This is a genomic window from Pseudomonas sp. LBUM1676 (assembly GCF_059695605.1).
Map to the genome: position 1 here is coordinate 3,457,693 of NZ_CP166777.1, position 19,928 is coordinate 3,477,620.

General features: G+C 57.2%; 22 protein-coding genes. 6 read left to right on the forward strand and 16 right to left on the reverse strand.

The features are described 5' to 3' along the window. Window positions 1-15 precede the first annotated feature (15 nt). Genes ACA041_RS15955 through ACA041_RS15975 form a run of 5 tightly spaced genes read right to left on the reverse strand, consistent with a single transcriptional unit; the run spans window position 16 to window position 4,047 of the window. Complete coding sequence (locus tag ACA041_RS15955) at window positions 16-366, reverse strand: ArsR/SmtB family transcription factor (protein WP_497433532.1); 351 nt, start codon at window positions 364-366, stop codon at window positions 16-18. A 26-nt stretch (window positions 367-392) separates the two neighbouring features. Continuing rightward, window positions 393-1,376: an LLM class flavin-dependent oxidoreductase gene (locus ACA041_RS15960; RefSeq protein WP_497433535.1), complete on the reverse strand. Its 984-nt coding sequence runs from the start codon at window positions 1,374-1,376 to the stop codon at window positions 393-395. A gap of 35 nt (window positions 1,377-1,411) precedes the next feature. Next, the gene (locus tag ACA041_RS15965; RefSeq protein WP_497433537.1) at window positions 1,412-2,218 is read right to left on the reverse strand and encodes a TIM barrel protein; all 807 of its coding nucleotides are present in this window, start codon (window positions 2,216-2,218) and stop codon (window positions 1,412-1,414) included. Between the two features lie 15 nt (window positions 2,219-2,233). Beyond that, entirely contained in the window at window positions 2,234-3,034 is an 801-nt protein-coding gene (locus ACA041_RS15970; protein ID WP_497433542.1) for a sugar phosphate isomerase/epimerase family protein, read from the reverse strand. After that, window positions 3,031-4,047, reverse strand: coding sequence for an LLM class oxidoreductase (locus ACA041_RS15975; protein ID WP_497433548.1), 1,017 nt, complete (start codon window positions 4,045-4,047; stop codon window positions 3,031-3,033). Before ACA041_RS15975 ends, ACA041_RS15970 begins: the two co-directional genes overlap by 4 nt. A 158-nt stretch (window positions 4,048-4,205) precedes the next feature. Between ACA041_RS15975 and ACA041_RS15980 the strand changes: the two genes are divergently transcribed. After that, the gene (locus ACA041_RS15980; protein WP_497433552.1) at window positions 4,206-5,087 is read left to right on the forward strand and encodes a LysR family transcriptional regulator; all 882 of its coding nucleotides are present in this window, start codon (window positions 4,206-4,208) and stop codon (window positions 5,085-5,087) included. Here the strand turns inward: ACA041_RS15980 and ACA041_RS15985 are convergent. From ACA041_RS15985 to ACA041_RS15995, 3 genes are read right to left on the reverse strand one after another with little or no spacing between them, the layout of a single operon-like run. Beyond that, the gene (locus ACA041_RS15985; RefSeq protein ID WP_497442208.1) at window positions 5,065-5,196 is read right to left on the reverse strand and encodes a hypothetical protein; all 132 of its coding nucleotides are present in this window, start codon (window positions 5,194-5,196) and stop codon (window positions 5,065-5,067) included. The genes ACA041_RS15980 and ACA041_RS15985 overlap by 23 nt on opposite strands. 18 nt (window positions 5,197-5,214) lie before the next feature. Further along, window positions 5,215-5,886 (reverse strand): alpha/beta hydrolase, encoded by a 672-nt coding sequence (locus ACA041_RS15990; protein ID WP_497433558.1) that lies wholly within the window; start codon window positions 5,884-5,886, stop codon window positions 5,215-5,217. Further along, window positions 5,879-6,721 (reverse strand): DODA-type extradiol aromatic ring-opening family dioxygenase, encoded by an 843-nt coding sequence (locus ACA041_RS15995; protein ID WP_497433563.1) that lies wholly within the window; start codon window positions 6,719-6,721, stop codon window positions 5,879-5,881. The genes ACA041_RS15990 and ACA041_RS15995 overlap by 8 nt, the downstream gene beginning before the upstream one ends. Window positions 6,722-6,869: 148 nt before the next feature. Here ACA041_RS15995 and ACA041_RS16000 point away from each other — a divergent pair, with 148 nt between their 5' ends. Then, complete coding sequence (locus ACA041_RS16000) at window positions 6,870-7,769, forward strand: LysR family transcriptional regulator (protein WP_497433565.1); 900 nt, start codon at window positions 6,870-6,872, stop codon at window positions 7,767-7,769. An 18-nt stretch (window positions 7,770-7,787) separates the two neighbouring features. Here ACA041_RS16000 and ACA041_RS16005 read toward each other — a convergent pair whose 3' ends face one another. Beyond that, the gene (locus ACA041_RS16005; RefSeq protein WP_497433568.1) at window positions 7,788-8,741 is read right to left on the reverse strand and encodes an alpha/beta fold hydrolase; all 954 of its coding nucleotides are present in this window, start codon (window positions 8,739-8,741) and stop codon (window positions 7,788-7,790) included. A 167-nt stretch (window positions 8,742-8,908) separates the two neighbouring features. Here ACA041_RS16005 and ACA041_RS16010 point away from each other — a divergent pair, with 167 nt between their 5' ends. Both ACA041_RS16010 and ACA041_RS16015 read left to right on the forward strand, forming a co-directional pair. After that, window positions 8,909-9,817 carry a LysR family transcriptional regulator gene (locus ACA041_RS16010; RefSeq protein WP_497433573.1) on the forward strand — a complete coding sequence of 303 codons (909 nt, stop codon included), beginning with the start codon at window positions 8,909-8,911 and terminating at the stop codon, window positions 9,815-9,817. 139 nt (window positions 9,818-9,956) lie between these two features. Beyond that, on the forward strand, window positions 9,957-10,751 hold the full coding sequence (locus tag ACA041_RS16015; protein ID WP_497442086.1) for an SDR family NAD(P)-dependent oxidoreductase: 795 nt from the start codon (window positions 9,957-9,959) through the stop codon (window positions 10,749-10,751). An 86-nt stretch (window positions 10,752-10,837) separates the two neighbouring features. Here the strand turns inward: ACA041_RS16015 and ACA041_RS16020 are convergent, their stop codons facing one another. Further along, window positions 10,838-11,710: a LysR family transcriptional regulator gene (locus ACA041_RS16020; protein WP_497433576.1), complete on the reverse strand. Its 873-nt coding sequence runs from the start codon at window positions 11,708-11,710 to the stop codon at window positions 10,838-10,840. Between the two features lie 103 nt (window positions 11,711-11,813). On the opposite strand from ACA041_RS16020, the gene ACA041_RS16025 reads away from it, so the two are divergent. Beyond that, window positions 11,814-13,193, forward strand: coding sequence for an MFS transporter (locus ACA041_RS16025; protein WP_497433580.1), 1,380 nt, complete (start codon window positions 11,814-11,816; stop codon window positions 13,191-13,193). A gap of 76 nt (window positions 13,194-13,269) precedes the next feature. Here the strand turns inward: ACA041_RS16025 and ACA041_RS16030 are convergent, their stop codons facing one another. The 3 genes from ACA041_RS16030 to ACA041_RS16040 all read right to left on the reverse strand — a co-directional run bounded on the left by ACA041_RS16030 (window position 13,270) and on the right by ACA041_RS16040 (window position 14,592). After that, window positions 13,270-13,884 carry a nitroreductase family protein gene (locus ACA041_RS16030; RefSeq protein ID WP_497433583.1) on the reverse strand — a complete coding sequence of 205 codons (615 nt, stop codon included), beginning with the start codon at window positions 13,882-13,884 and terminating at the stop codon, window positions 13,270-13,272. Window positions 13,885-13,954: 70 nt separating this feature from the next. Further along, window positions 13,955-14,308, reverse strand: a complete 354-nt coding sequence (locus ACA041_RS16035; RefSeq protein WP_168187357.1) for a putative quinol monooxygenase — start codon at window positions 14,306-14,308, stop codon at window positions 13,955-13,957. Window positions 14,309-14,394: 86 nt separating this feature from the next. Beyond that, a complete protein-coding gene (locus ACA041_RS16040; RefSeq protein WP_045058447.1) occupies window positions 14,395-14,592 on the reverse strand; it encodes a tautomerase family protein in 198 nt (65 codons plus the stop codon). 166 nt (window positions 14,593-14,758) lie between these two features. On the opposite strand from ACA041_RS16040, the gene ACA041_RS16045 reads away from it, so the two are divergent. Next, window positions 14,759-15,661, forward strand: coding sequence for a LysR family transcriptional regulator (locus ACA041_RS16045; protein WP_497433587.1), 903 nt, complete (start codon window positions 14,759-14,761; stop codon window positions 15,659-15,661). A 25-nt stretch (window positions 15,662-15,686) separates the two neighbouring features. On the opposite strand, the gene ACA041_RS16050 is transcribed toward ACA041_RS16045, so the two are convergent. Genes ACA041_RS16050 through ACA041_RS16060 form a run of 3 tightly spaced genes read right to left on the reverse strand, consistent with a single transcriptional unit; the run spans window position 15,687 to window position 19,912 of the window. Beyond that, a complete protein-coding gene (locus tag ACA041_RS16050) occupies window positions 15,687-17,207 on the reverse strand; it encodes an MFS transporter (RefSeq protein ID WP_497433591.1) in 1,521 nt (506 codons plus the stop codon). Between the two features lie 12 nt (window positions 17,208-17,219). After that, window positions 17,220-18,407 (reverse strand): HlyD family secretion protein, encoded by a 1,188-nt coding sequence (locus tag ACA041_RS16055; RefSeq protein WP_497433595.1) that lies wholly within the window; start codon window positions 18,405-18,407, stop codon window positions 17,220-17,222. Then, window positions 18,404-19,912: an efflux transporter outer membrane subunit gene (locus ACA041_RS16060; RefSeq protein ID WP_497442087.1), complete on the reverse strand. Its 1,509-nt coding sequence runs from the start codon at window positions 19,910-19,912 to the stop codon at window positions 18,404-18,406. The genes ACA041_RS16055 and ACA041_RS16060 overlap by 4 nt, the downstream gene beginning before the upstream one ends. Between the last annotated feature and the right edge of the window lie 16 nt (window positions 19,913-19,928).

Below are 19,928 nucleotides of genomic sequence, written 5' to 3' on the forward strand. Positions count from 1 at the left end.
CGGCTCTGCGTTGTCCTACCCCTGCATACCCGAACTGCCAAGCTGATCCCTGAGCCGGGCAGCGAGGTGCCCAAGCGTTGCCTCGTTGCGTTGCAAAAAATGAAAGGAGCCTGTCTTGCGGACATCGACCAAGGCGACCTGCTTGAGTACCGCCAAATGCTGGGACACTGTCGACTGGGACAGGCCGCAACGTTGCGTGATCAGCCCAACGCTGACGCCCCATTCCATCTTCCAGTCCTGTTGCGGGAAATACACCAACGGCGCCTTGAGCCACTTCAGGATTTCCCGTCTCAGCGGATGAGCAATCGCGCGCATGGCGGCATCGAAGTCAGGCGAGGGGGGCTTCATCTGTTGTTTCTCACGCATTGCTTACCCCATCGCTCCAGACCGGCTCAAGCCAGCACGTCGGCAAGGGATTCGGCGATCAGTTGATAGGATAGGCAGCGAGCCTTGGCGTCATAAATACGCGCATCAATGATGATTTCATCCACCTGGGTCGTTGTAATGAACTGGCGTAACCAACTGCTGACGTCGTCCTGGTCACCTGTCGCCGTGCACAGCATCGCCTGATTGAGCGTGTGCCGATCAATGTTCGTAAGCGTATCCATATAACCCTCCGAGGGATGGGGTAACGGGCCTGCTTTCCCGGCGTACAGGTTGCACACCCACTGTCGGTGAGAGCTCGCGATGTAATCGGCCTCGGCCCGTGAGGGGGCAGCGAAGACATTGACGCCTGCGATCACATAAGGCTGCTTGAGCGTCGCTGATGGGCGAAACGAAGTGCGGTAGTGCGTAATCGCATCCATCAAGAAGCGCGGCGCGAAATGCGAGGCGAATGCGTAGGGCAGCCCCAGCTTTGCGGCAAGGTCTGCGCTGTTCATGCTCGAGCCCAGGAGCCAGAGTGGTACGTCGTGGGTTCCGGGAATCGCCCGGACCGGCTGATGCCCGTTGTCTGCCAGATGGTCCTGCAGGTGTTGAATATCCTGCGCGAAGTCCCGTTCCGATGCGTCACCGCGCAAGGCGCGGATCGCCGCCCCGGCTGAACCCGGTGCTCTACCGATACCCAGGTCGATGCGGCCAGGGAACAACGTGGCCAATGTGCCGAACTGCTCGGCCACCATCAACGGGGAGTGGTTGGGTAGCATGATACCGCCGGAGCCCACGCGCAGGGTGCGGGTGGCTGCCGCCAGATGCTGGATGAGCAGGGTGGTGGCCGAAGACGCGATGCCCGGCAGGTCGTGATGCTCGGCGACCCAATATCGTTTGTAACCATAGGCTTCCACATGTCGCGCCAGTGCGACCGCGTCATCCAGCGTGTCGGTGAAGGTTTTACCCTCGCCAATCATCATGAGGTCAAGCACAGAGAGGGCAGTCATTGCAGACTCCTTTTTCATATCAGGTGGAGAGGGTATTACAGCGATGAAAAGTCCGACCAATGCGGATGACGCTCCAGGCGACGATCAATATTGCGAAGGGTCGCCAGGCAGCGTTGCAGTTTCAGGTAAATATCGCCGCCGTAGTCCCAGCCGAGCACGCCAATGCTGCCTGTGTATCCGACGCTGTTCAGCGCCGCGACCACGGCGAAGTTGTCCAACTCTCCACGGTCAACCGGCTCCATGGTGGCCACGCCGCCCCAGCCCAGTTCGCTGAGCGCGCTGCCTGAAAGTACGACTTGCATCAACCAGGGTTGCATGGCTTCAAGACGCTGCTGAAGTTCGCCTTCCTGACTGGCGTACCAGTGATAGCCATTGAACGATGCACCCAGGCGCGGGTGAGCGAAGTACTCGCAGATCTGCACCACTTGAGCCGTGGTCTGGGTGACGTGGTGAAGATGAGGATACAGAGCGATTCTTAAACCGCGCCGTTCTGCGATGGGCAGCAGCGACTCGATGAACCGCATGATGGCCGTGCTTCCGTTGACTGAGGTCTGGATCGCCAGCTCTATGAGTTCGACCCCTTCGACGCTTTCGATGATGCGCCGTACAAGGTGATCATTGCGACCTTCGTTCAGCACCAGGTACAGGCCTTCGACGCGCAGGCCGTGCTGTTCACCAACGCGCGGCAACAGGCGCAGGTCGGTCAGCGGCGTGCCGCCCCAGGCCGAAACAGTGAGACCGTCATAACCGAGTTCGGCGAGCATTTCGCACTGTGACTGAAAGGCATAAACGCCCATTGAAGAGTAAAAAAATGAATCGAGTGCATGGACACGATGGGCCACGGTCTATCTCCTCGCCTAGCGTGGCGTCTCGGTCAATATGGCCCATTCAGGGTGTGCGGCCAGGCGTTGCTCCATGGAGCGATATGCCGTGGCTGAACGGCGCAGGTTGCCGTAGACGTCACCTCCCATACTTTGCCATCCCAGCACGCCGACACGACCCGTAAAGCCGCGGCGTTCCAGGGCGCCCAGCAGGACGAAATTATCCATCTCGCCTTCATCAAGCGTTTCGATGGTCGCCAGCCCGCCCCAACCCAACGGAGAACGTCGTGTTCCGGCAATGTTCACGTGCTGGAGCCAAGGCCACATCGCATCAAGGCGTTGTTCCAAGGCTTGTTCTTCAGTGGCGTACCAGTGATAACCGTTGAACACGATATTGAGCAGGGGATGGTTGAATTCCCGGCACAGTGCGACGGCTTCCGAGGTAGTTTGCATGCCGTAGCGTGCGTGCGGATAAAGGTTGATGTGCAGGCCTCTGCGCTCACAGATAGGCAACAGGCGCTCAAGCATGCGGCGGTCAAAGTTCGTGACTTCATCACCTGAATGCAGCGCCAGTTCAATGGTGGTGCAACCCTCAATGCTCTCGAAAACCTGGGTCACGAACGATTCGAGGCCCTTGCGGTAGATCAAGTAGACCGCACCCACGTCAAGGCCCCAGGTCGGTTTGACTTGGGGAATCGACTTCAGGTCTTGGCTCCACGCAGACATCGTCAAGCCTTGGTAGCCAAACTCGGCGAGCATTTCGCACTGTGCGGCCAGAGGATAGGTGCCCATGGCAGTCTGGAAGATGAAATCCATGTGGTGAAGGGCGTGTTTCATCGGGCGGCCTGCGTAGGTTGAGGGGCATCGGGGAGGGCGATGCTTGGAAAATGCGGAAGGAGGTATTCAGCCAGCTCATCGATGACTTCAGCGGCAGGGCGGCGTTGTGGTTTGAAGTGCAGGGCGACATGACCCACCCCCTGATCCTGCTGGCGTTTCCAATGCTCTATCAGCGCATTACGCCCGGCGCGCAGCACGCGTCCCGCCTCAACGGGATGGTTCGGATCGCGATCCAGATCAAACAACGTGCCGTAGCCGTAGGGTTTGTGCACCTCGTTGCCACAGACGGCACGCCAGTGCTCGATCACCTGGGGAATCAACGCAGGGTTGGAGGTGTAGGAAAGAATCCCGTCAGTGTGCTCACCGATCCATTCCAGCGACTGACCCGCGTGGCCGACGATAAGGGTGGGCAAGCGCGCCCCGACGGGTTTGGGGATCAGGTCAATTTCACCGTTCAACTGGCCATAAAAACGCGACGTATGCTTTGCCCAATGGCTTTGCGTGGTTGCGCGGATGATGCCCAGTGCATCACGGAAGCGGTCGGCACGGTTGTCAAAATCCAGCCCGAAAGCCGGGTATTCGATCGGCCGGTCACCGGTGGCCAACCCCAGAATGAATCGCCCACCCAGCAGCTGGTCCACGCTCGCGGCCTGCTTGGCAACAATCAGTGGATCGCGCAACGGCAGGACGATACCCGCCGTACCAATCGCAATTCGCTTGGTCACGGCAGCCAGGTAGCCTGCATAAACCAATGGATCGAGAATCTGGCCGACGTCCCCAAAGTTGGGGTCATAGAACGGCACATCGCGCAGCCAGATCGCGGAAAATCCGGCTTCATCTACGCGTTGAGCCATCTGCGCGTGATCCTGCAAGGTGGGGCCTGGGCTGTTGGGGTAGCTTTCCAGCGGGGCAATGAAACCGAAGGTCAAATGCCCCGGTTTGAATACGCGGGCATAGCCAGGGTGTTGCTGAAGCTCCTGGGCGATTGCGCGCGCGCGAGGTTGAGAGGTCATCGGGGTACGCTCGTATTAGCGGATGGCGGTGACGTTGAAGGCGAGAAGCACTCCATAAAGTCACGATGGAGGGGACTATAGGCGGTATGATTGGAAAGAAAAACAGGATGAAATTCCGATCATTTGTGAAAATAACGCTCAAATAGGCGAGGCTGTTCATGGATCATTTCGGCGCGCTCAGCGCATTCGTTCAGGCGGCGCAGACCCGCAGCTTTACTGAGGCCGGGCGCAGGATCGGGGTGTCTTCCTCGGCCGTTGGCAAGGCCGTCGCGCGGCTTGAGGAAGAGTTGGGCGTGCGGCTATTTCATCGTTCCACGCGGGCGATTACCTTGACGGCCGAGGGCAGTCTTTTTCTGGAGCGTTGCCAGCGGATTTTCGCTGAATATGAAGTCGCAAAGCGAGAGCTCACGCAGGCTGCAGGCAACCCACAGGGCAAGTTACGCCTCGGTTTGCCACAGCTCGGCATGCGGCTGATGCCTCATTTGATTGCGTTTCAGCAAGCGTATCCAGAAGTGGAATTGGAGCTGGAGTTCAGTGATCGCTTGGTCAATGTGATCGAGGAGGGCTTCGATGCGGTGATGCGCATCGGCGAAGTCGACGATTCCCGACTGATGATGCGTAAGCTCAATGGCTACAGTCACCGGTTGGTCGCATCACCAGACTACCTTTCGCGTCGGGGTGTACCTTTGCGCCCGGCGGACCTTTCTAGTCATGCTTGCCTGCGGTACCGCTATCCCACCAGCGGTAAGCTTGATCCCTGGCCGCTGGTGACGAAGAAAGGGCAAGACACGCTGGAGCTGGGGCAATCGGCGACGTCCAACGCGATTGAAGCGTTGCTGGCAATGGCGCAAGCGGGACAGGGTATCGCCTGCCTGCCTGACTTTTTTATCGAGGACTCCATCGCGGCAGGGCGCTTGGTGCCGGTGTTGGACCGGTATATCAGTGATCACCGCACGTTCAGCATCCTGTGGCCGTCCAGCCGACAGCCGCTGCCCAAGATCAAGGCGTTTGTCAGCTTCATGGCGTCACGCCTGACGTGAGCGCCGGGGTGAATACCAGCGCTTTGGTCAAGCCGTGGGCGATGAACATGATGCCCAGCGCCAAGCGCATTACGAGTGCAGCGTAGGGTGCAGTGCGAGAATCAATCATGGTGTAGCTCCTTTTATTTTAGTTGGGAAGGGACAGCGTGTGGCTCAGCCATTGAGAAAAGTCGGCCAGTTCGTCACCGATAATCTCGTGGGCCATGTTGTAGAAATGGGTTTCGTGCTTGACGCCGATGCGATCCAGCCAGGCATCTGCCTCGTTCGCCCAGTCCACCGGCAGGACGGCGTCCTGGTGACCGTGGGCGATGAAGGCCGTGACCGATTTGAGGCGATCGGCTGAAGCAATCCTTGGGGCAATCTCGCGCAGCATGCGGCCGCTCAATATTGCAAAGCCCGTCACCAGCTCCGGCTCGGTGACGCCCAGGCTCGCACTCATGATGCCGCCCTGGCTGAAACCTGCGATCACGGTCGGCAGGGCGGGCAGCGCTTCGATAAAGCGCTGCAACAGCTGGCGGCTGGATTCCGCCTGTTCGTGGTTGAAGGACGGCCCGTTGCTGGTGAAGTTCACCTGATACCAGGCAAAGCCTTGCGGGCCAACCTGCAAGGGTGCGCGGACCAGAATGACTTCCAACTCTTCAGGAAGCGATTCGGCCAAGGCAGCAAGATTGCCCTCGTTCGAGCCCACACCATGCAGCAGGATCAGGCGGCCTTGGGGGGTGAAGGTGCTGCAGCCTTTGCGGAAAAACAGACCGGTTTGTGGTTCGCGGGCTGCATCGGAAAATGTAGTGTCACGCATGGTCGATAGTGCCTTGAGTCAGTTGAATAGGTCCGTGTCCATTGGACGGGGCCGAGGAGAACAAGTAGCTGTCCATTGCCAGCACGCCGTAGGTCACGCCGCCCTCCAATACCTGCGTCTCGTAGCCTTCCCCGGCTGCGCCCAGAGCGATCAGCAAGGGCAGAAAGTGTTCATCGGTGGGGTGAGCCCGCTCAGCCGACGGCGCATAGTGCTTGAAGTCCAGCAATTGCTCGGTGTTACCGTCTTGCAGGGTTTTAGCGGTCCACGCGGCGAACGCGTCGACATAGGCGGCGCTCTCGCGGGTGGCTCCGCGGAACTCGTACAAGTTGTGAGTCAGGCTGCCTGACGCGACGATCAATACATTCATATCCCGTAGCGGCTTGAGTGCATCGCCCAGCTTCCAGGCCTGATGGGTGTCAAGACTGGATGGCATGGATACCTGGACCACCGGGATATCCGCCTCGGGTGCCAGGTACAACAGCGGTACCCAGGCGCCATGGTCCAGGCCGCGTTGAGCGTCCAGTCGTGACTTCCAGCCGGCTGCCTGCAACAGGTCTACGATATGCCCAGCCAGGGCGGGCGCGCCCGGTGCGGGATAGCTCAGTTGATACAGTGCGTCGGGAAACCCTCCAAAATCATGGATGGTCGCAGGAGCGGTGCTCGCCGTGACAACGACTTCGCCTCGTGTCATCCAATGCGGCGAGAGGACGACGATGGCGTCAGGTCGCGGCAGCTCGCGACCGACCTGAGCCAGGCGGGGACCCGCCAGGCCAGGCTCGATGGCGAACATTGGAGCACCATGAGACACAAACAGCAGGGGGAACGGGGTGTTCATGATGGAATGCTCCGAAGGAGTTACTTGTTAAGGCAGACAGGGTGGATGTGCCACGTTGGTGCTTGTTTCGACGGGATCAGTTTATAGGTTGTGAATCTGAGATAGATAAGGCCGAATGTGATGGATAGTTCCAATAAGTGAGACAGTCATGGACAGAGCGTTGGAGATGCAGGTGTTCTGCACGGTGGTCGATAAAGGTACTTTTGTAGGCGCGGCCGAACCGCTCGAAATGTCCAAGGCCGCTATCTCGCGGTATGTGAGTGCCCTTGAGGAACGTTTGGGCGCGCGGCTGCTGCATCGCACCACACGCAAGCTTTCGCTGACCGAGGAGGGTCGGCAGTTCTACCATCAGGCACGAGAGGTACTGGCCCTGATGGATCAGGCAGAGGAGGCTGTATCGTCCGCAGCGCCGGAACCCAGTGGTGTTTTAAGAGTAAATGCGCCGGTCAGTTTCGGCGTTCTGCACCTTGCGCCGCTGTGGGGAGCGTTCATGAACGCCCACCCGAATGTGGAGTTGGATATCAGCTTGAATGACCGTTTGGTGGACTTGGTGGATGAGGGCTTCGACGCAGCGATACGCATTGCGCGCATGGAGAATTCATCCCTGGTGGGGCGGCGGCTGGCTGGCACGCGTATGTGCCTGTGTGCATCCCCCGATTATCTGGCAAGTCATCCGTCGCTCCGCACCCTGGCGGACCTGGCTGAACATCGCGTCATTGCCTATACCAACTTTGCGACTGGCAATGAATGGCTGTTCGACGGGCCTGACGGTCGCGTCAGCGTGCGCACCCGCTCGAGCGTGCGCTGCAACAATGGCGATACGTGCCGCAGTATCGCCCTTGCCGGCGGCGGCATTGCCCTACAGCCGAGCTTTATGGTCGGAGAGGATTTACGCAGCGGAGCCCTGGTGGAAATCCTGCCTGAATACCGCTCCATCGAGTTGGGCATCTACGTGGTTTATCCCACTCGCAAGCACCTGGCGAGCAAGGTGCGGGCGCTGATCAGCTTCCTGACTGAACGTTTTGCCCATCCCGAATGGGAGCGTTAGCGCTTTTAGCCGCACGCATCAGGATCGTTGCAAAAAGTTGTGCAGGTCAGCGGCGAATTTCTGCGGGTTCTTGAACGCCAGAAAGTGGTCGCCCTGTTCAGTTTTGTCGTACACAAACAGTAACGAGTCACTGATCACTGAGTTCATCCACTTCTGACTGTCCAGCCAGTCACTGTATTCCCCGGTAAAAATCGCAGTCGGTACATCGATCTTGGTTTGGATGACATCTCGCCAGTCGTTGGTGACGTGATCGAAAAGCACTAACCCGGTAAACGCCATGTCATCCTTTATGGCCGCCTGGACCAGGCTGATTGCATTGTGGAAGTAGTGTGAGTCGAGCGCCACCGCGCGCTCGACAACCCGACTTCCTGAAATCAATTGGTTGGTCGGTGTCATGTTCACGTAGGAATCGATCATGCGTTCCGGCGAGGTGGTGAACGCGCCGGCATCCAGTCGCTGTTGTTCCGTCCAATCAGCGTGACAATAAATCGAAGGTGCCTGGTCGATGATGCTCAAGGTGCGAATACCTTGTGTACCGAACAGATCAATGTAGGCCCACATGACCGAGGCACCCATCGACCACCCGCAGTAATGCGCGTCGGGCACGCCCAGATGTTCGGCAAACTCTTTTACGTCCATGGCATAACGGGAAATGCGATTGCCCGACGCCGTTTTCTCGGAGAATCCCTGGTTGCGAACATCCAACACGTAGACGTGATAGTGATTGCTGAGGATGTGCATGAGGTGGAAATACATCGCACCGTTGGCCGACCAGCCCGGGATAAAAATCAATGGCTGCCCTGCACCCGCTTCCCAGTACGCCAGATTTACACGGTCACTGGTGGTGAAGCTGCTGACTTTAAGGTCGGGAAAATCCGAGATGCGGAATGCCTGGCCAATGATTTCGTGGGGAAAGTAAAAGTCTTCGCCGAGCATAGCCGGGAGTGATTGATTGATCAGGGGGTACTTCACGGTTCAATCCTGTGTCGGTTCAAATAACGTTCAAGCGACGATTTCCGGCGCCGGCTGTCAGTTGGCCGCACCCGATTCCATCAACTCGCTGCCAACCGAAGATAGACCTTGGACAGTTAGAGGATAAATACTCAAAATGCCTGAACATTCGAAACGGATCATTGGTAATGGATCGTCTGAGCAGTATGGCGGCATTTGTCAAAGCTGTGGAAATGGGGTCTTTCAGTGCCGCTGGTGATGCGTTGCAGATGTCGGCGCAATTGATCGGCAAGCATGTGCATCACCTGGAGCAGCACCTAGGCGTGCGCTTACTCAATCGCACCACGCGCAGACAAAGCCTCACCGACTTCGGGCGCGAGTTTTACGAGCGTTCAAAATTCATCCTGGCCGAAGTTGAAACCGCCGAAAACCTGGCAGCCCTTACCCAGGCTGCCCCAAGCGGACGGCTACGCATCAATGCGCCCGTCAGTTTCGGCATGCAGTCCCTTGCGCCATGCCTACCGGCGTTTATGGAGGCCAACCCGCAGGTGAGCGTCGAGCTGAGCTTGGCCAATAGTGCTGTTGATCTTATCGATGAGGGCTTTGATGTGGTTTTCAGAGTCGGTGTACTGGCCGACAGTGGATTGGTCGCCAAGGCACTGGCGCCCTACAGGCTAGTGTTGTGCGCTGCGCCGTCTTACCTCGAAGGCAAGCCTGCGATTGAAACTCCGTGGGATCTGCAGAATCATGAGTGCCTGGGGTTTTCCCACACCGAGCTGCGCACGCACTGGACATTCGATGGGCCTGAAGGAACAGTCGTTGTCCCAGTAGGCAGTCGATTCATGGCCGATCACGGCGAACCGCTGCTGTGTGCCGCGCTGGCCGGGTTGGGGATACTGCTTCAACCGGTGGAGCTGGTACGTAAATCACTGCTCGCCGGGGAGCTCGTCACGCTGCTGCCAGATTACCCGCCACCCAGTCGCCCCCTGCACGTGCTGTACGCGCCTGACCGCCGGCTCACCCCGAAATTGCGCAGTTTTCTCGACTTCGCCACGCAGAATTTCGGTGCGGATTTCGTTGAGACTGAGCTCTTTTGAAACAGGCTGTTGTAGATGACCAACCTGAATCGACATTTTTCCAGGAGCGGTTAAGCCATACAGTGGCCGCTTTGTTTTCTACGTAACGGTAGGAACTGATGGCGGGAATACATGCCCGTACATTCTTGACGGAGAAATGATGAATATCCAACTGAAGACGAAACGTGCACTGGTTACCGCCTCTACAGGCGGCATTGGTTTTGCGGTGGCCAAGGGGCTTGCCGAGGCAGGCGCCGCAGTCGTCGTCAATGGTCGCAGTGAAGGCTCTGTGAACGCAGCGGTTACCCGTCTGCTGGCTGAAGTGCCCGGTGCCAGTGTCAGTGGCGTGGCCGCAGACCTGAGCACCGCGCCAGGCGTTGCGACCTTATTGGCCGGTGTCAGTGATATCGACATTTTGGTGAACAACGCCGGCATTTATGAGCCGCAGGATTTCTTCGAAGCCGGTGATGACGTGTGGGACAACTACTGGCATACCAACGTGATGTCGGGCGTTCGCTTGAGCCGTGCGCTGCTGCCTGCCATGGTTGACCGCGGATGGGGGCGGGTAGTGTTCGTTGCGTCTGAGTCTGCACGAAACATTCCGGCGGACATGATTCACTACGGCGTTTCCAAGACAGCCCAATTGGCACTGGCCCGTGGTTTGGCTAAAAGGGTTGCGGGCAGTGGTGTGACCGTCAATAGCGTGCTGCCTGGGCCCACGCTGTCTGATGGCGTCGCGGACATGATGAAGGGCGAGGTCGAACGCACCGGCAAATCCCTTGAGTCGGTGGTCGCCGAGTTTGTCATGCAGCATCGCCCAAGCTCGATCATCCAGCGCGCTGCCAGCGTGGAGGAAGTGGCTAATATGATTGTTTATGTCTGCTCGACGCAGGCATCGGCTACCACTGGCGCTTCGTTGAGGGTCGACGGTGGCGTGGTAGACGATATCGTCTGACAGGCGTCCAAAGCTGGCGTGGCACCTATGGATTCACCACGACGAAGTACCACCTCTGATCGAGCCTCAGCCGGGACCGCCGAGGCTCAACCTTTCGAGGGCAAGCCCAAGCCAAGGGGCTCCAATAACTGCAAAATCAGCTCTGTGGTCTTGCGTACCACCTTGTCATTACGGCGGTCGGGGTGCATGGCGACCCAAATGTCGAGGTCCAGCATCGCACGTTGGCTGTCTAGCCTTACCAAACGATCGTCACTGTCCCCGATAAAGCACGGCAATCCTGCAACGCCGATCCCGGTGCAGGCTGCCTCATATTGGTGGCTTAAATCTGTGACCTCGCAGGCAACCCGCCTCGAGCCGATTAATTCGTATAGCCAGCGCTTGTGGGCAAAGTCACCTTGTCGATCGTTATAACCAACGAATTCCCATTTTTCCTCATTCAGCGCATTCGCGTAGCCAGCCTTCGCGTAGAGCGCAAACTGCATCAGACCCACCTTTCGGGTGATGTCGGTATCTTCGATAGGCGGCGAAAGACGCAATGCCAGGTCTGCCTCAAGCCGTGACAGGGATGCGAAGTGGGGCTCGCTGAGAATAGAAAGCTGCACCAGCGGAGACATTCTGGCCAGCTCAGCCAGATTGGGTGTCAGGAAATGCCTGGCCAGGATAGGTGGGGCAGTGATAGTCACCTTCGCCCGCACAGTCGACCTGGAAGACAAGCACTTGCGCTCAACGGCGAAAGCCTTTGCTTCAATATCCAAAACGTCCTGCATTATCTGCTGGCCTATTTCAGTCAGGCGAGACTCACGCGGGAGTCGATCTACCAAGCGTACATTGAGTTGAGCTTCCAAAGCGGCGAGCCGACGGCTCACTGTGGCTTGATTAACATTAAGCTTACGTGCAGCGCCCGACAGGCTGCCTGCAGTTGCAATTGCCAAAAAAAAACGCAGATCTTCCCAGTCCATATGCCATGCATTTATGCATTGAATGTGTGCGAATAATAGTATTTACGCATTGCTTGTCAAGCGCTACCGTTTAGCCATTCACATAACACCGCGACCCCACATCATGTCCGCCACCGCACCCAAAACTACATCCCTGGCAGCGATCCATATCGCAGCTTGCCTTGGTTTTCTTGTCGTTCAACTGGACGTCAGTGTCGTCAACGTCGGTCTAGGTGCGTTAAAAACCGCATTCGATACAGACCTGACCGGCCTGCAATGGGTCATCAACAGCTATGCACTTGCATTCTCGGCGCTGCTGATCATGGGAGGCGCGTGGGGTGACAAATTCGGTGCCAGAGAAGTGTTCGCCTCGGGGTTTGTACTTTTCACCATTGCCTCCATAGGTTGCGGCCTATCCGACAGCATGAGCATGCTAATAGGGATGCGTATCGTCCAAGGCGTAGGTGCAGCCTTTTTGGTGCCTACCTCCCTGACATTGATACGGCTGGCATTCGAGGATCCTGCCAAAAGGCGATCAGCCGTGGCAACGTGGGGTGCTTGTGGAGGTATTGCCTTGGCTGCGGGGCCGGTCATAGGAGGCCTGCTGATCGAGTCGCTCGGCTGGCGCAGTGTTTTTTTACTCAACGTCCCAATCGGCCTGATTGCCATCGGACTGATCTTGCGGTATGCACCACCTTCTCCAAGGGTCGATAAGAATGTGGACATTCCGGGGCAAGTCAGCATCGGTATTTGCCTGGCGTCACTGACTTACGCCCTGACTGAATCCAGTTCCCAAGGCTGGGTAACTGAAACGCTATCGACCCTGGCAATCGCCGTACTTTGCGCAGTCGCATTCGTCTTGATTGAGCGACGCGTAAAGGCCCCTATGCTGCCAAGTCGACTGGCCCGAAACAGAACTCTGGCAACCACTGCATTGGCAGGTGCCGCCATCAATTTCACCTTCTACGGCACTGTGTTCATATTCAGCATCTACTTCCAGTCGTTCCTGCATTACGACGCTTTCAGAACTGGGCTGGCGTTCATACCGCTCACGGCAGTGCTGACTATTTCCACGATGATCTCGTCCCGGATCGCCAGGCGCGTCAGCGCACAGCGCATCATTACTATAGGTTTCCTGATTCAGGCAGTCGGCTTTGTGGCGTTGGCGCGCGTCACCCCTGAGACATCGCTTTGGTACCTGAATATTGCCCTGATGGTAGTGGGTATTGGCAGTGCATCGTCTGTGCCTTCGATTACGAACTCGATGCTGTCGTCGGTTTCTTCGCATGACGCCGGCATGGCGTCGGGACTGATGGCGTCGGCCAGACAGTTGGGCGGCGTGATCGGTGTGGCAGTGTTCGGGGCCATGATCACCAGCACCGAACCTGCTGCTTTTTCCCGAGGGTTATCTACTGCAATGATTGTCTCAGCGATAGTTTTGTTGGCGTGCATAGCGGTGAATTTTTGGGTCGGCCGAGCGTCCCGAGTGCCCGTCAACGCCTGATAACCCCTCAACCCCCATCAGGTGAAATTAACAGGAGCCCGCATGCCCGGATAAACCTGGCATACGGGCCCGCACCTTAAACAAACTGCAAAACGTCGTTCACGGCCTTACGCGGTTTCTGTGGCCAGTTGGCCAAGCCAGGGTAGCCAACGGTGATTAACATCACGGGCACATCTTCATCCGACAGGCCAAACTCTTTGGCGACTGCAGCCTGATCGAACCCGATCATCGGCGTCGATACTAAACCCTGGCCCTTGGCGGCCAACATCAGGGTCATCGCGGCGAGCGAGCCAGAGCGAATTGCTTCGTCGCGCTGCTGCTGAGGATTATCCTGGTACATGCCTTGAGCCGCACCCACCCACATGTCGTAGATCGATTGGTCAATGATCCCGGCATCCAGTGTCGGCTTCAATGCAGCAGGGAGGGTTGCATGCGGGTTCAGGGTGCCGCAGACAATAAATGTCACGGCGGCGTCCATGACCTTTTGCTGTCCGAATGCCAACGGCAACAAGCGCGCTTTGGCTTCGGTGCTGCGCAGGGCTAGAAACTTCCAGTTTTGCAGGTTGAAGGCGGAAGGGGCGTGGGTAGCCAGGTCAATCAGTTCGGCAATCTGGGCGTCCGTTAATGAACGTTCAATGTCGTAGCTGTTGGCGGAAATGCGGGACTTAATAACTTCGGCGATTACGGACATGGTGGTCTCTGTGTGGGATATCGATGCGCAGGACACGGCTGTCGCTCCTGAGCCTGCGCCTTGATTGAATTCAGCGGCTGAAGCCATCGAATGGGGTCATGTATACGGCGCCAAAGGGATCGAGGCGCTTGCGGATTTCCGCGTCGGGTGTGCCGTAGACCACCAGGCTTTTGATCGAGCACAGCTCCAGGAAGCGCTGGCCGAAAGGCGCGAACGTGGTGTCTACGTGGCTCACCACGGCATCGACGTTATAACGCTCAAGGATGTGAACGGTGCTGTTGTCTTCATTGACGCTGTATTCGTAAACCAGTGTGCCCGGCTCAGCACGGGTGGCAGCAACGATGGTGGCGATCAGTGCCTTGAACTCAGCGAACTCTGCGGGTTTGACCGCGAGAGAGAACAGGCAGGAAATATGCGGATGCATGGTGGTTTTCTCCGGCAGATTTATAACAAATACCTGCACGGCAGCATTGCAGGTCTAGCCGATGCATGCGGTGCAGATCGGGGGCGTCAGGACTTTGCGGGTGCTTCACCGAAAAGCTTGCCGGCGCCGGCCCAATCCGATGCGGCGACGTCCTCGAAAATGACGTAGATGTAATTGGCATCGGTACCGGTGTGTTTAACGATACTTTCGGTGATGTCTGCGGCAACAGCGGCTTTTTGCGCGTGTTCTTTACCTTCGAACCAGCTCACACGTACGACAGGCATGATGGTCTCCTTCTGGGCATTGATGATTGGGAGAAAGGTGCGCGACGTAGGATCACGATTTGCACCGTTGCATTGCTGGAGCCCATCTTACTGTTGAGTATGCTGGCGATAAATGACCTAAAACTATAATCTGGGTAGATCAAAACTCTACAATCATCGAGCTGGCATGGTACCTATCGATTCTTTTCAAGGCGTTATCACATTCGTCGTGGCAGCGCGCTCGACCAGCTTCACCCAGGCTGCCGAGCGTCTCGGGGTGTCCAAATCCGCCGTGGGAAAAGCCATTGCACGTCTGGAAGAACGCCTGGGCACACAGTTGTTTCACCGCACGACGCGTCGAATTTCCCTGACTGCGGATGGTGAGGCCTATTTTGTGGCGTGCTCTGGCGCCCTTGAAGAAATTGGTGCTGCAGAGAGCGGGTTGGGGCCCGGTGGTGGTGAGCCTTCCGGAAGCCTGCGAGTCGACATTCCTGTGGCGTTCGGGCGTCGTGTCGTGGCCCCGTTGCTGTTCGAGATCGCCAACAAATACCCGGCCTTGCAACTGAACCTGACGTTCTCCGACCACTTGGTTGATCCCTTCGAGGAGGGCATCGATTTGCTGGTTCGCTTTGGAGAACTGCAAGACACTAGCGGTCTGGTGGCCCGTCGGCTGACGAGGCAACGCTGGGCCATTTGTGCCGCCCCCGACTATCTGACGCGCTTCGGCGTCCCGCAGACCCTGGAAGACCTCAGCCAGCACCGTTGCATTGTCGGCCATCGACGCGGCCAGCCGCTGTCTTGGCGGGTCATGCAGGCCGGACAGACCGTACGATACGCACCACCTTCGACCCATCAGATTGGCGACGGGGAGGCCATGATTCTTGCAGCGGTCGCCGGCACAGGTTTGTGCCAGATGCCACGCAGCCTGTTCCAGGACGATATTCAGGCGGGCAGGCTGGTAGAGGTTCTGCAAGGGTATGAACCCGAAGCTGTCGATGTGCATGCCGTGTGGCCAAAGGTGTCGCACCTCCGACCGAAGGTCAGGTATGTGGTCGATGAGCTGGTCAGGCTGTGTGCGCATTGGCAGTGATACATGCTGATAGGTGGAACAGGCCTCACTTGAAGGTCTTCTGTGTCACGGAAATGACCAGCGCAATACCGGCGACAATGAAGACTGCCCAGAAATACTCCATGCTCGCGACCAGGGTTGATTGTTCGTGCAGGGATTGGGCAAGTGTCGCGAGCGAAATCTGACTGGCAGGGCCCGCACCAACGGCAGGTGTGAGTGCCTGTGCCAGCATCTGAGTCTGTTCCAGATAGAGCGGATCACCTGAGCTGAAGTGACCGTTGAGGTTGTTGTATTGCACGGTGGTGCGCCATTGCAGGAACAAGGTCGCAACGGTTGTGCCGAGTGCCATGGCTATCTGCGCCAGCATGCTTTTGATCTGATAGGCGTGGGCGAACAGCGTGTCATGGTGTGTCACATCGCGAAATGTCTGCATGGCCGCCGTGGCGAGTACCAGCATCACGAAACAACCGTTAAGCACCAGCGTAGGCAAGATGTTTGACCACATATTCGCGCCAGGCGTGAGGGATGAGGACAACCAGCCAAAGCCGAGCAACGCTGCGAACCCGGCCACGAAGAACTTTTTCGGGGCGGGGAATTTAGGAATGACAACGGACATGATGCCCCAGGTGATCAGCGCTCCCGCCAACCCGAAAGCCTGGAACGTACCGATTGTGTCCCATGAGTAGCCGAGCCCGGTCTGCAGAAAGTACGGCAAGATGTAGTTGTTGCCGCCCAGCACTATGTAGGTGAAGCAGAAGAGGGCCACCCCTAGTATGTAGCGGTGTTGCATCAGGTCTCTAACCTTGAGAAAAGGCGCATGTTTGCCGTGTTCGGTATGGAAAAAGATGTAGATGCCCAGCGCAGCGAGTAGCGCAAATGCGATGAGAATGAATGACTCGTTGTAAAAGTCGTAATAAGAGCGTTGGAGAATATAAAGGAGGAAAAAACTGCTGACCGATAACAACAGGATATTTGCCGGGCTGGAGGGCGTTCTTTCATCTTCCGGAGCGAGTGTATTGGGCAGAAAACGCGTGCACAGAAATGCTGCGATCACAGCGCCTGCGGCCAATATCCCGAAAATGCCGTGCCAGGTATCTTCAACCACCACCAGTGACGAGAGGAATGGCGCCGAAGCCGTACCGCCAGCCAGACCTGTGGCAAACACCTTGACCCCGACAAAGCGCCCAGGGCCGGGCGGGAGCAGATTGACCATCAACCGCGCGGATGTCATGAACGATGCGCCACCCAATGCCATGATCACGCGACCGACCGTGAAGGTGCTCAGATCAGTCCCCACACCACACACGAATGCGCCCACTACATAGATGCCGATGGAACCCAGCATGAAGTTGCGCCAACCCAGCCGCTCGACCAGCCAGTGCTGCTTGGAAATCACCACGACGGCGATGCACGCATACAGCGCCGCGACAAGCGTGAACTCTTCGGGACTGGCGTCTATTTCCCCGCGGATAGGCGCCGAGGCGAAAGCAATCATGCCTGCCTGCAAATACTCCAGCGCGCATAACAGTCCCACTGCCAGTAATAAGGCGGCATTCTTTCTGTACATGGTCAGGCTCCGTTACAGATTTATATCTTTAGAGCCAGGACGATCTGCGTTAGCACTGATCACGTGCTCGACGATGTCGTTGGCATCTTTAAGCTCGTTATTGAAAATGTCGGTGCTATAAGCAGGTTGCGGCGGAGTTTTAGTGTTAAGAACAGGGCCGCTGGTATCGGAGGTGTCCACCGAAACTCGCATGGACAGCCCAAGGCGAAGCGGATTTCGTGCAACCTCTTCAGGTTTCAGTGCAATTCGCACAGGTACACGCTGGGTGACTTTGATCCAGTTGCCTGTAGCGTTTTGTGCCGGCATCAGAGAGAACGCGCTTCCCGTACCAGCATCGAGCCCGACAACCGTTCCATGGAAATCCACATGGCGGCTGTAAGCATCGGCACTCAAATGAACGGATTGCCCGATACGCAAATGTTCGAGTTGAGATTCCTTGAAGTTGGCGTTCACCCAAACCTGATCCATGGGTACTACCGACATCAATGCCACGCCCGGACTGATCCGTTGCCCGACTTGCACGCTACGTTTGGTCACTATGCCTGAGGTGGGAGAGTAGACTTGTGTACGGTGTAGCGAGATGTACGCGTCTCGCAGATTGCTTGCTGCAACGAGAACGTCAGGGTGGGTTCGAAGCGTTGTGTTATCCACCATAGCCAGGCGAACGGCCAAGGCATGGCGGGTACCCTCCAGGCCCGCTACAGCATTTTTGAGAACTTCTTCGGCATGGCTGATCTCCTCACGGGAAACTGCCCCACTGGAGGCAAGCTGGTTGCGGCGGCGAACATCGTCCTGTGCCTTGCGCACGTCGTTCTGATGCTGGTTAACCTCAGCCTGCAACTGTTGCACTTGATAATACTGAGTGCGTGCCTGGCGAACAGCCCGCGCCAGGTTGGATTTCACGCGCTCATATTGAATCTCCGCGTCCACGGCATTGAGTGTGACAAGAGGTGAATTAGTGTCGACGTGATCCGTGTTGTCGACACTGATGACCGTCACCGTGCCGCTGACCTGAGAAGTCACCTGAACGATGTTGCCGTCGACATAGGCATCGTCGGTGGTCTCCGTTCCCAGCTTCACTACGTACCAGCCTCCCAGTGCCACCGCTAACAGCGCGATGACGAGAAGCAAAAAAAGTCGAGGCAAGAAGGGGCCTTTTCGAGTTGCGGATTCAGTCGTGGGGGAAGTATTGGACGTCATGATTTATCAGCTACGGTAGAGTTTGCATTGGCGGTCATGGGCATTTCCGGGCGGTACCCACCACCCAGAGCCCGGCTCAAGTTGGCTTGCAAGGAAAGCGCTCTGGACTGCAAGTCGACCAATTGGCGTTTTTCAACGAGTGTTGCGTTCTGTGTCGCCAAGACTTGCAGATAGGTCGCCAGGCCCGCGGCATAGCGCTTGTCAACGAGATCCGCTGCGGCCTCTGCGGTCACCACGGCCTCACTCTGTTGAGCCAGGCGTTCCTTCAACCAGCGAAGCGAAGACAATTGATCGGCGATGTCACGCAGCGCGTCGATGACGGTCTGGTTGTAGTTTTCAACAGCGAGATCGTATGCCGCATCCTGCGCATCGAGGTTGCCGCGCAAGCGGCCTCCTTCGAAAATGGGCAGGCTGATAGCCGGAGCGATTCCCAGAATGCGACTGCCGTGATCGTTGAACGTGTCGAAAGCCAAGCTTTGCAAACCAACGAAAGCAGTCAAGTTCACGTCCGGGTAGAAGCGTGCCTTGGCAACATCAATCTCATGACCGGAGGCCTCCACTCGCCAGCGTTGGGCCACGACATCCGGGCGATGACCGATCAGTTCAGCCGGGATATTCGACGGCATCACAACCGTGTCGCTGGCTTGCAGGTGAGGTCGAGTGATCGTGCGTCCACGGTCAGGCCCTTTGCCCAGCAGTGAGGCGAGTTTATTCTGATTGAATTCGATGGACTCTTTGAGCGCTGCGATATTGGCTCTACTGGAAGGCAATGCGGCCTGTGACTGCTTGATGTCAATTTCCGTACCGAGCTCGGCGACGAAACGCTTTTTGGTGAGTTCCTCAATCTGCTCCTGCTGATTGAGCAGGGCCTGTGCAACGTCGATTTGCTCATAGACATTTTGCAAGGCGATATAGGTTTGTACGATTGAGGAGGAGAGTATGAGGCAGGCAGCGCGCTCGTCGATTTCCAATGCCTTTCGCCTGCCCACAGCCGCCTCAACTGAAGAGCGGTTCTTGCCCCAGAAATCCAATTCGTAGCCGACATTCAAAATCCCTTGGTGGACGTTCTGCCATGTGCCCTTGGCAGGCGCCGGTGTCGTACCATTGGAGCTGAACCGCTCGCGGGTAACACTCATCGAAGCGCTGACATCAGGGAACAACTGCGCACCCTGTATCGCTTCGAGTGCGCTGGCCTGGTGGACACGCGCTGCGGCGGAACGAAGGGTAGGGCTGTTGGTGAGCGCTTCACTTATCAACGCATCAAGTTGAGGATCCTTGAAACTGCTCCACCAGTTGTCGGTCGGCCACGAAGCCTCGGAGAGCTTGATTGGGCTATTGGCAAGCGTCTCGTTGACCTCGGAAGGCTGCAACATGCGTGATTGTGGTTTCAGATCGCTGAACGTGCATCCAGAAAGCATCACCAGCGCCATCGCTAACGATGCGTTCCTGCCTGGCTTCGTGAAGGGCAGCCTGTCCTTTGCGCCCTGATTCGATGGACTTTTCATTAACGATTTCTCTAAA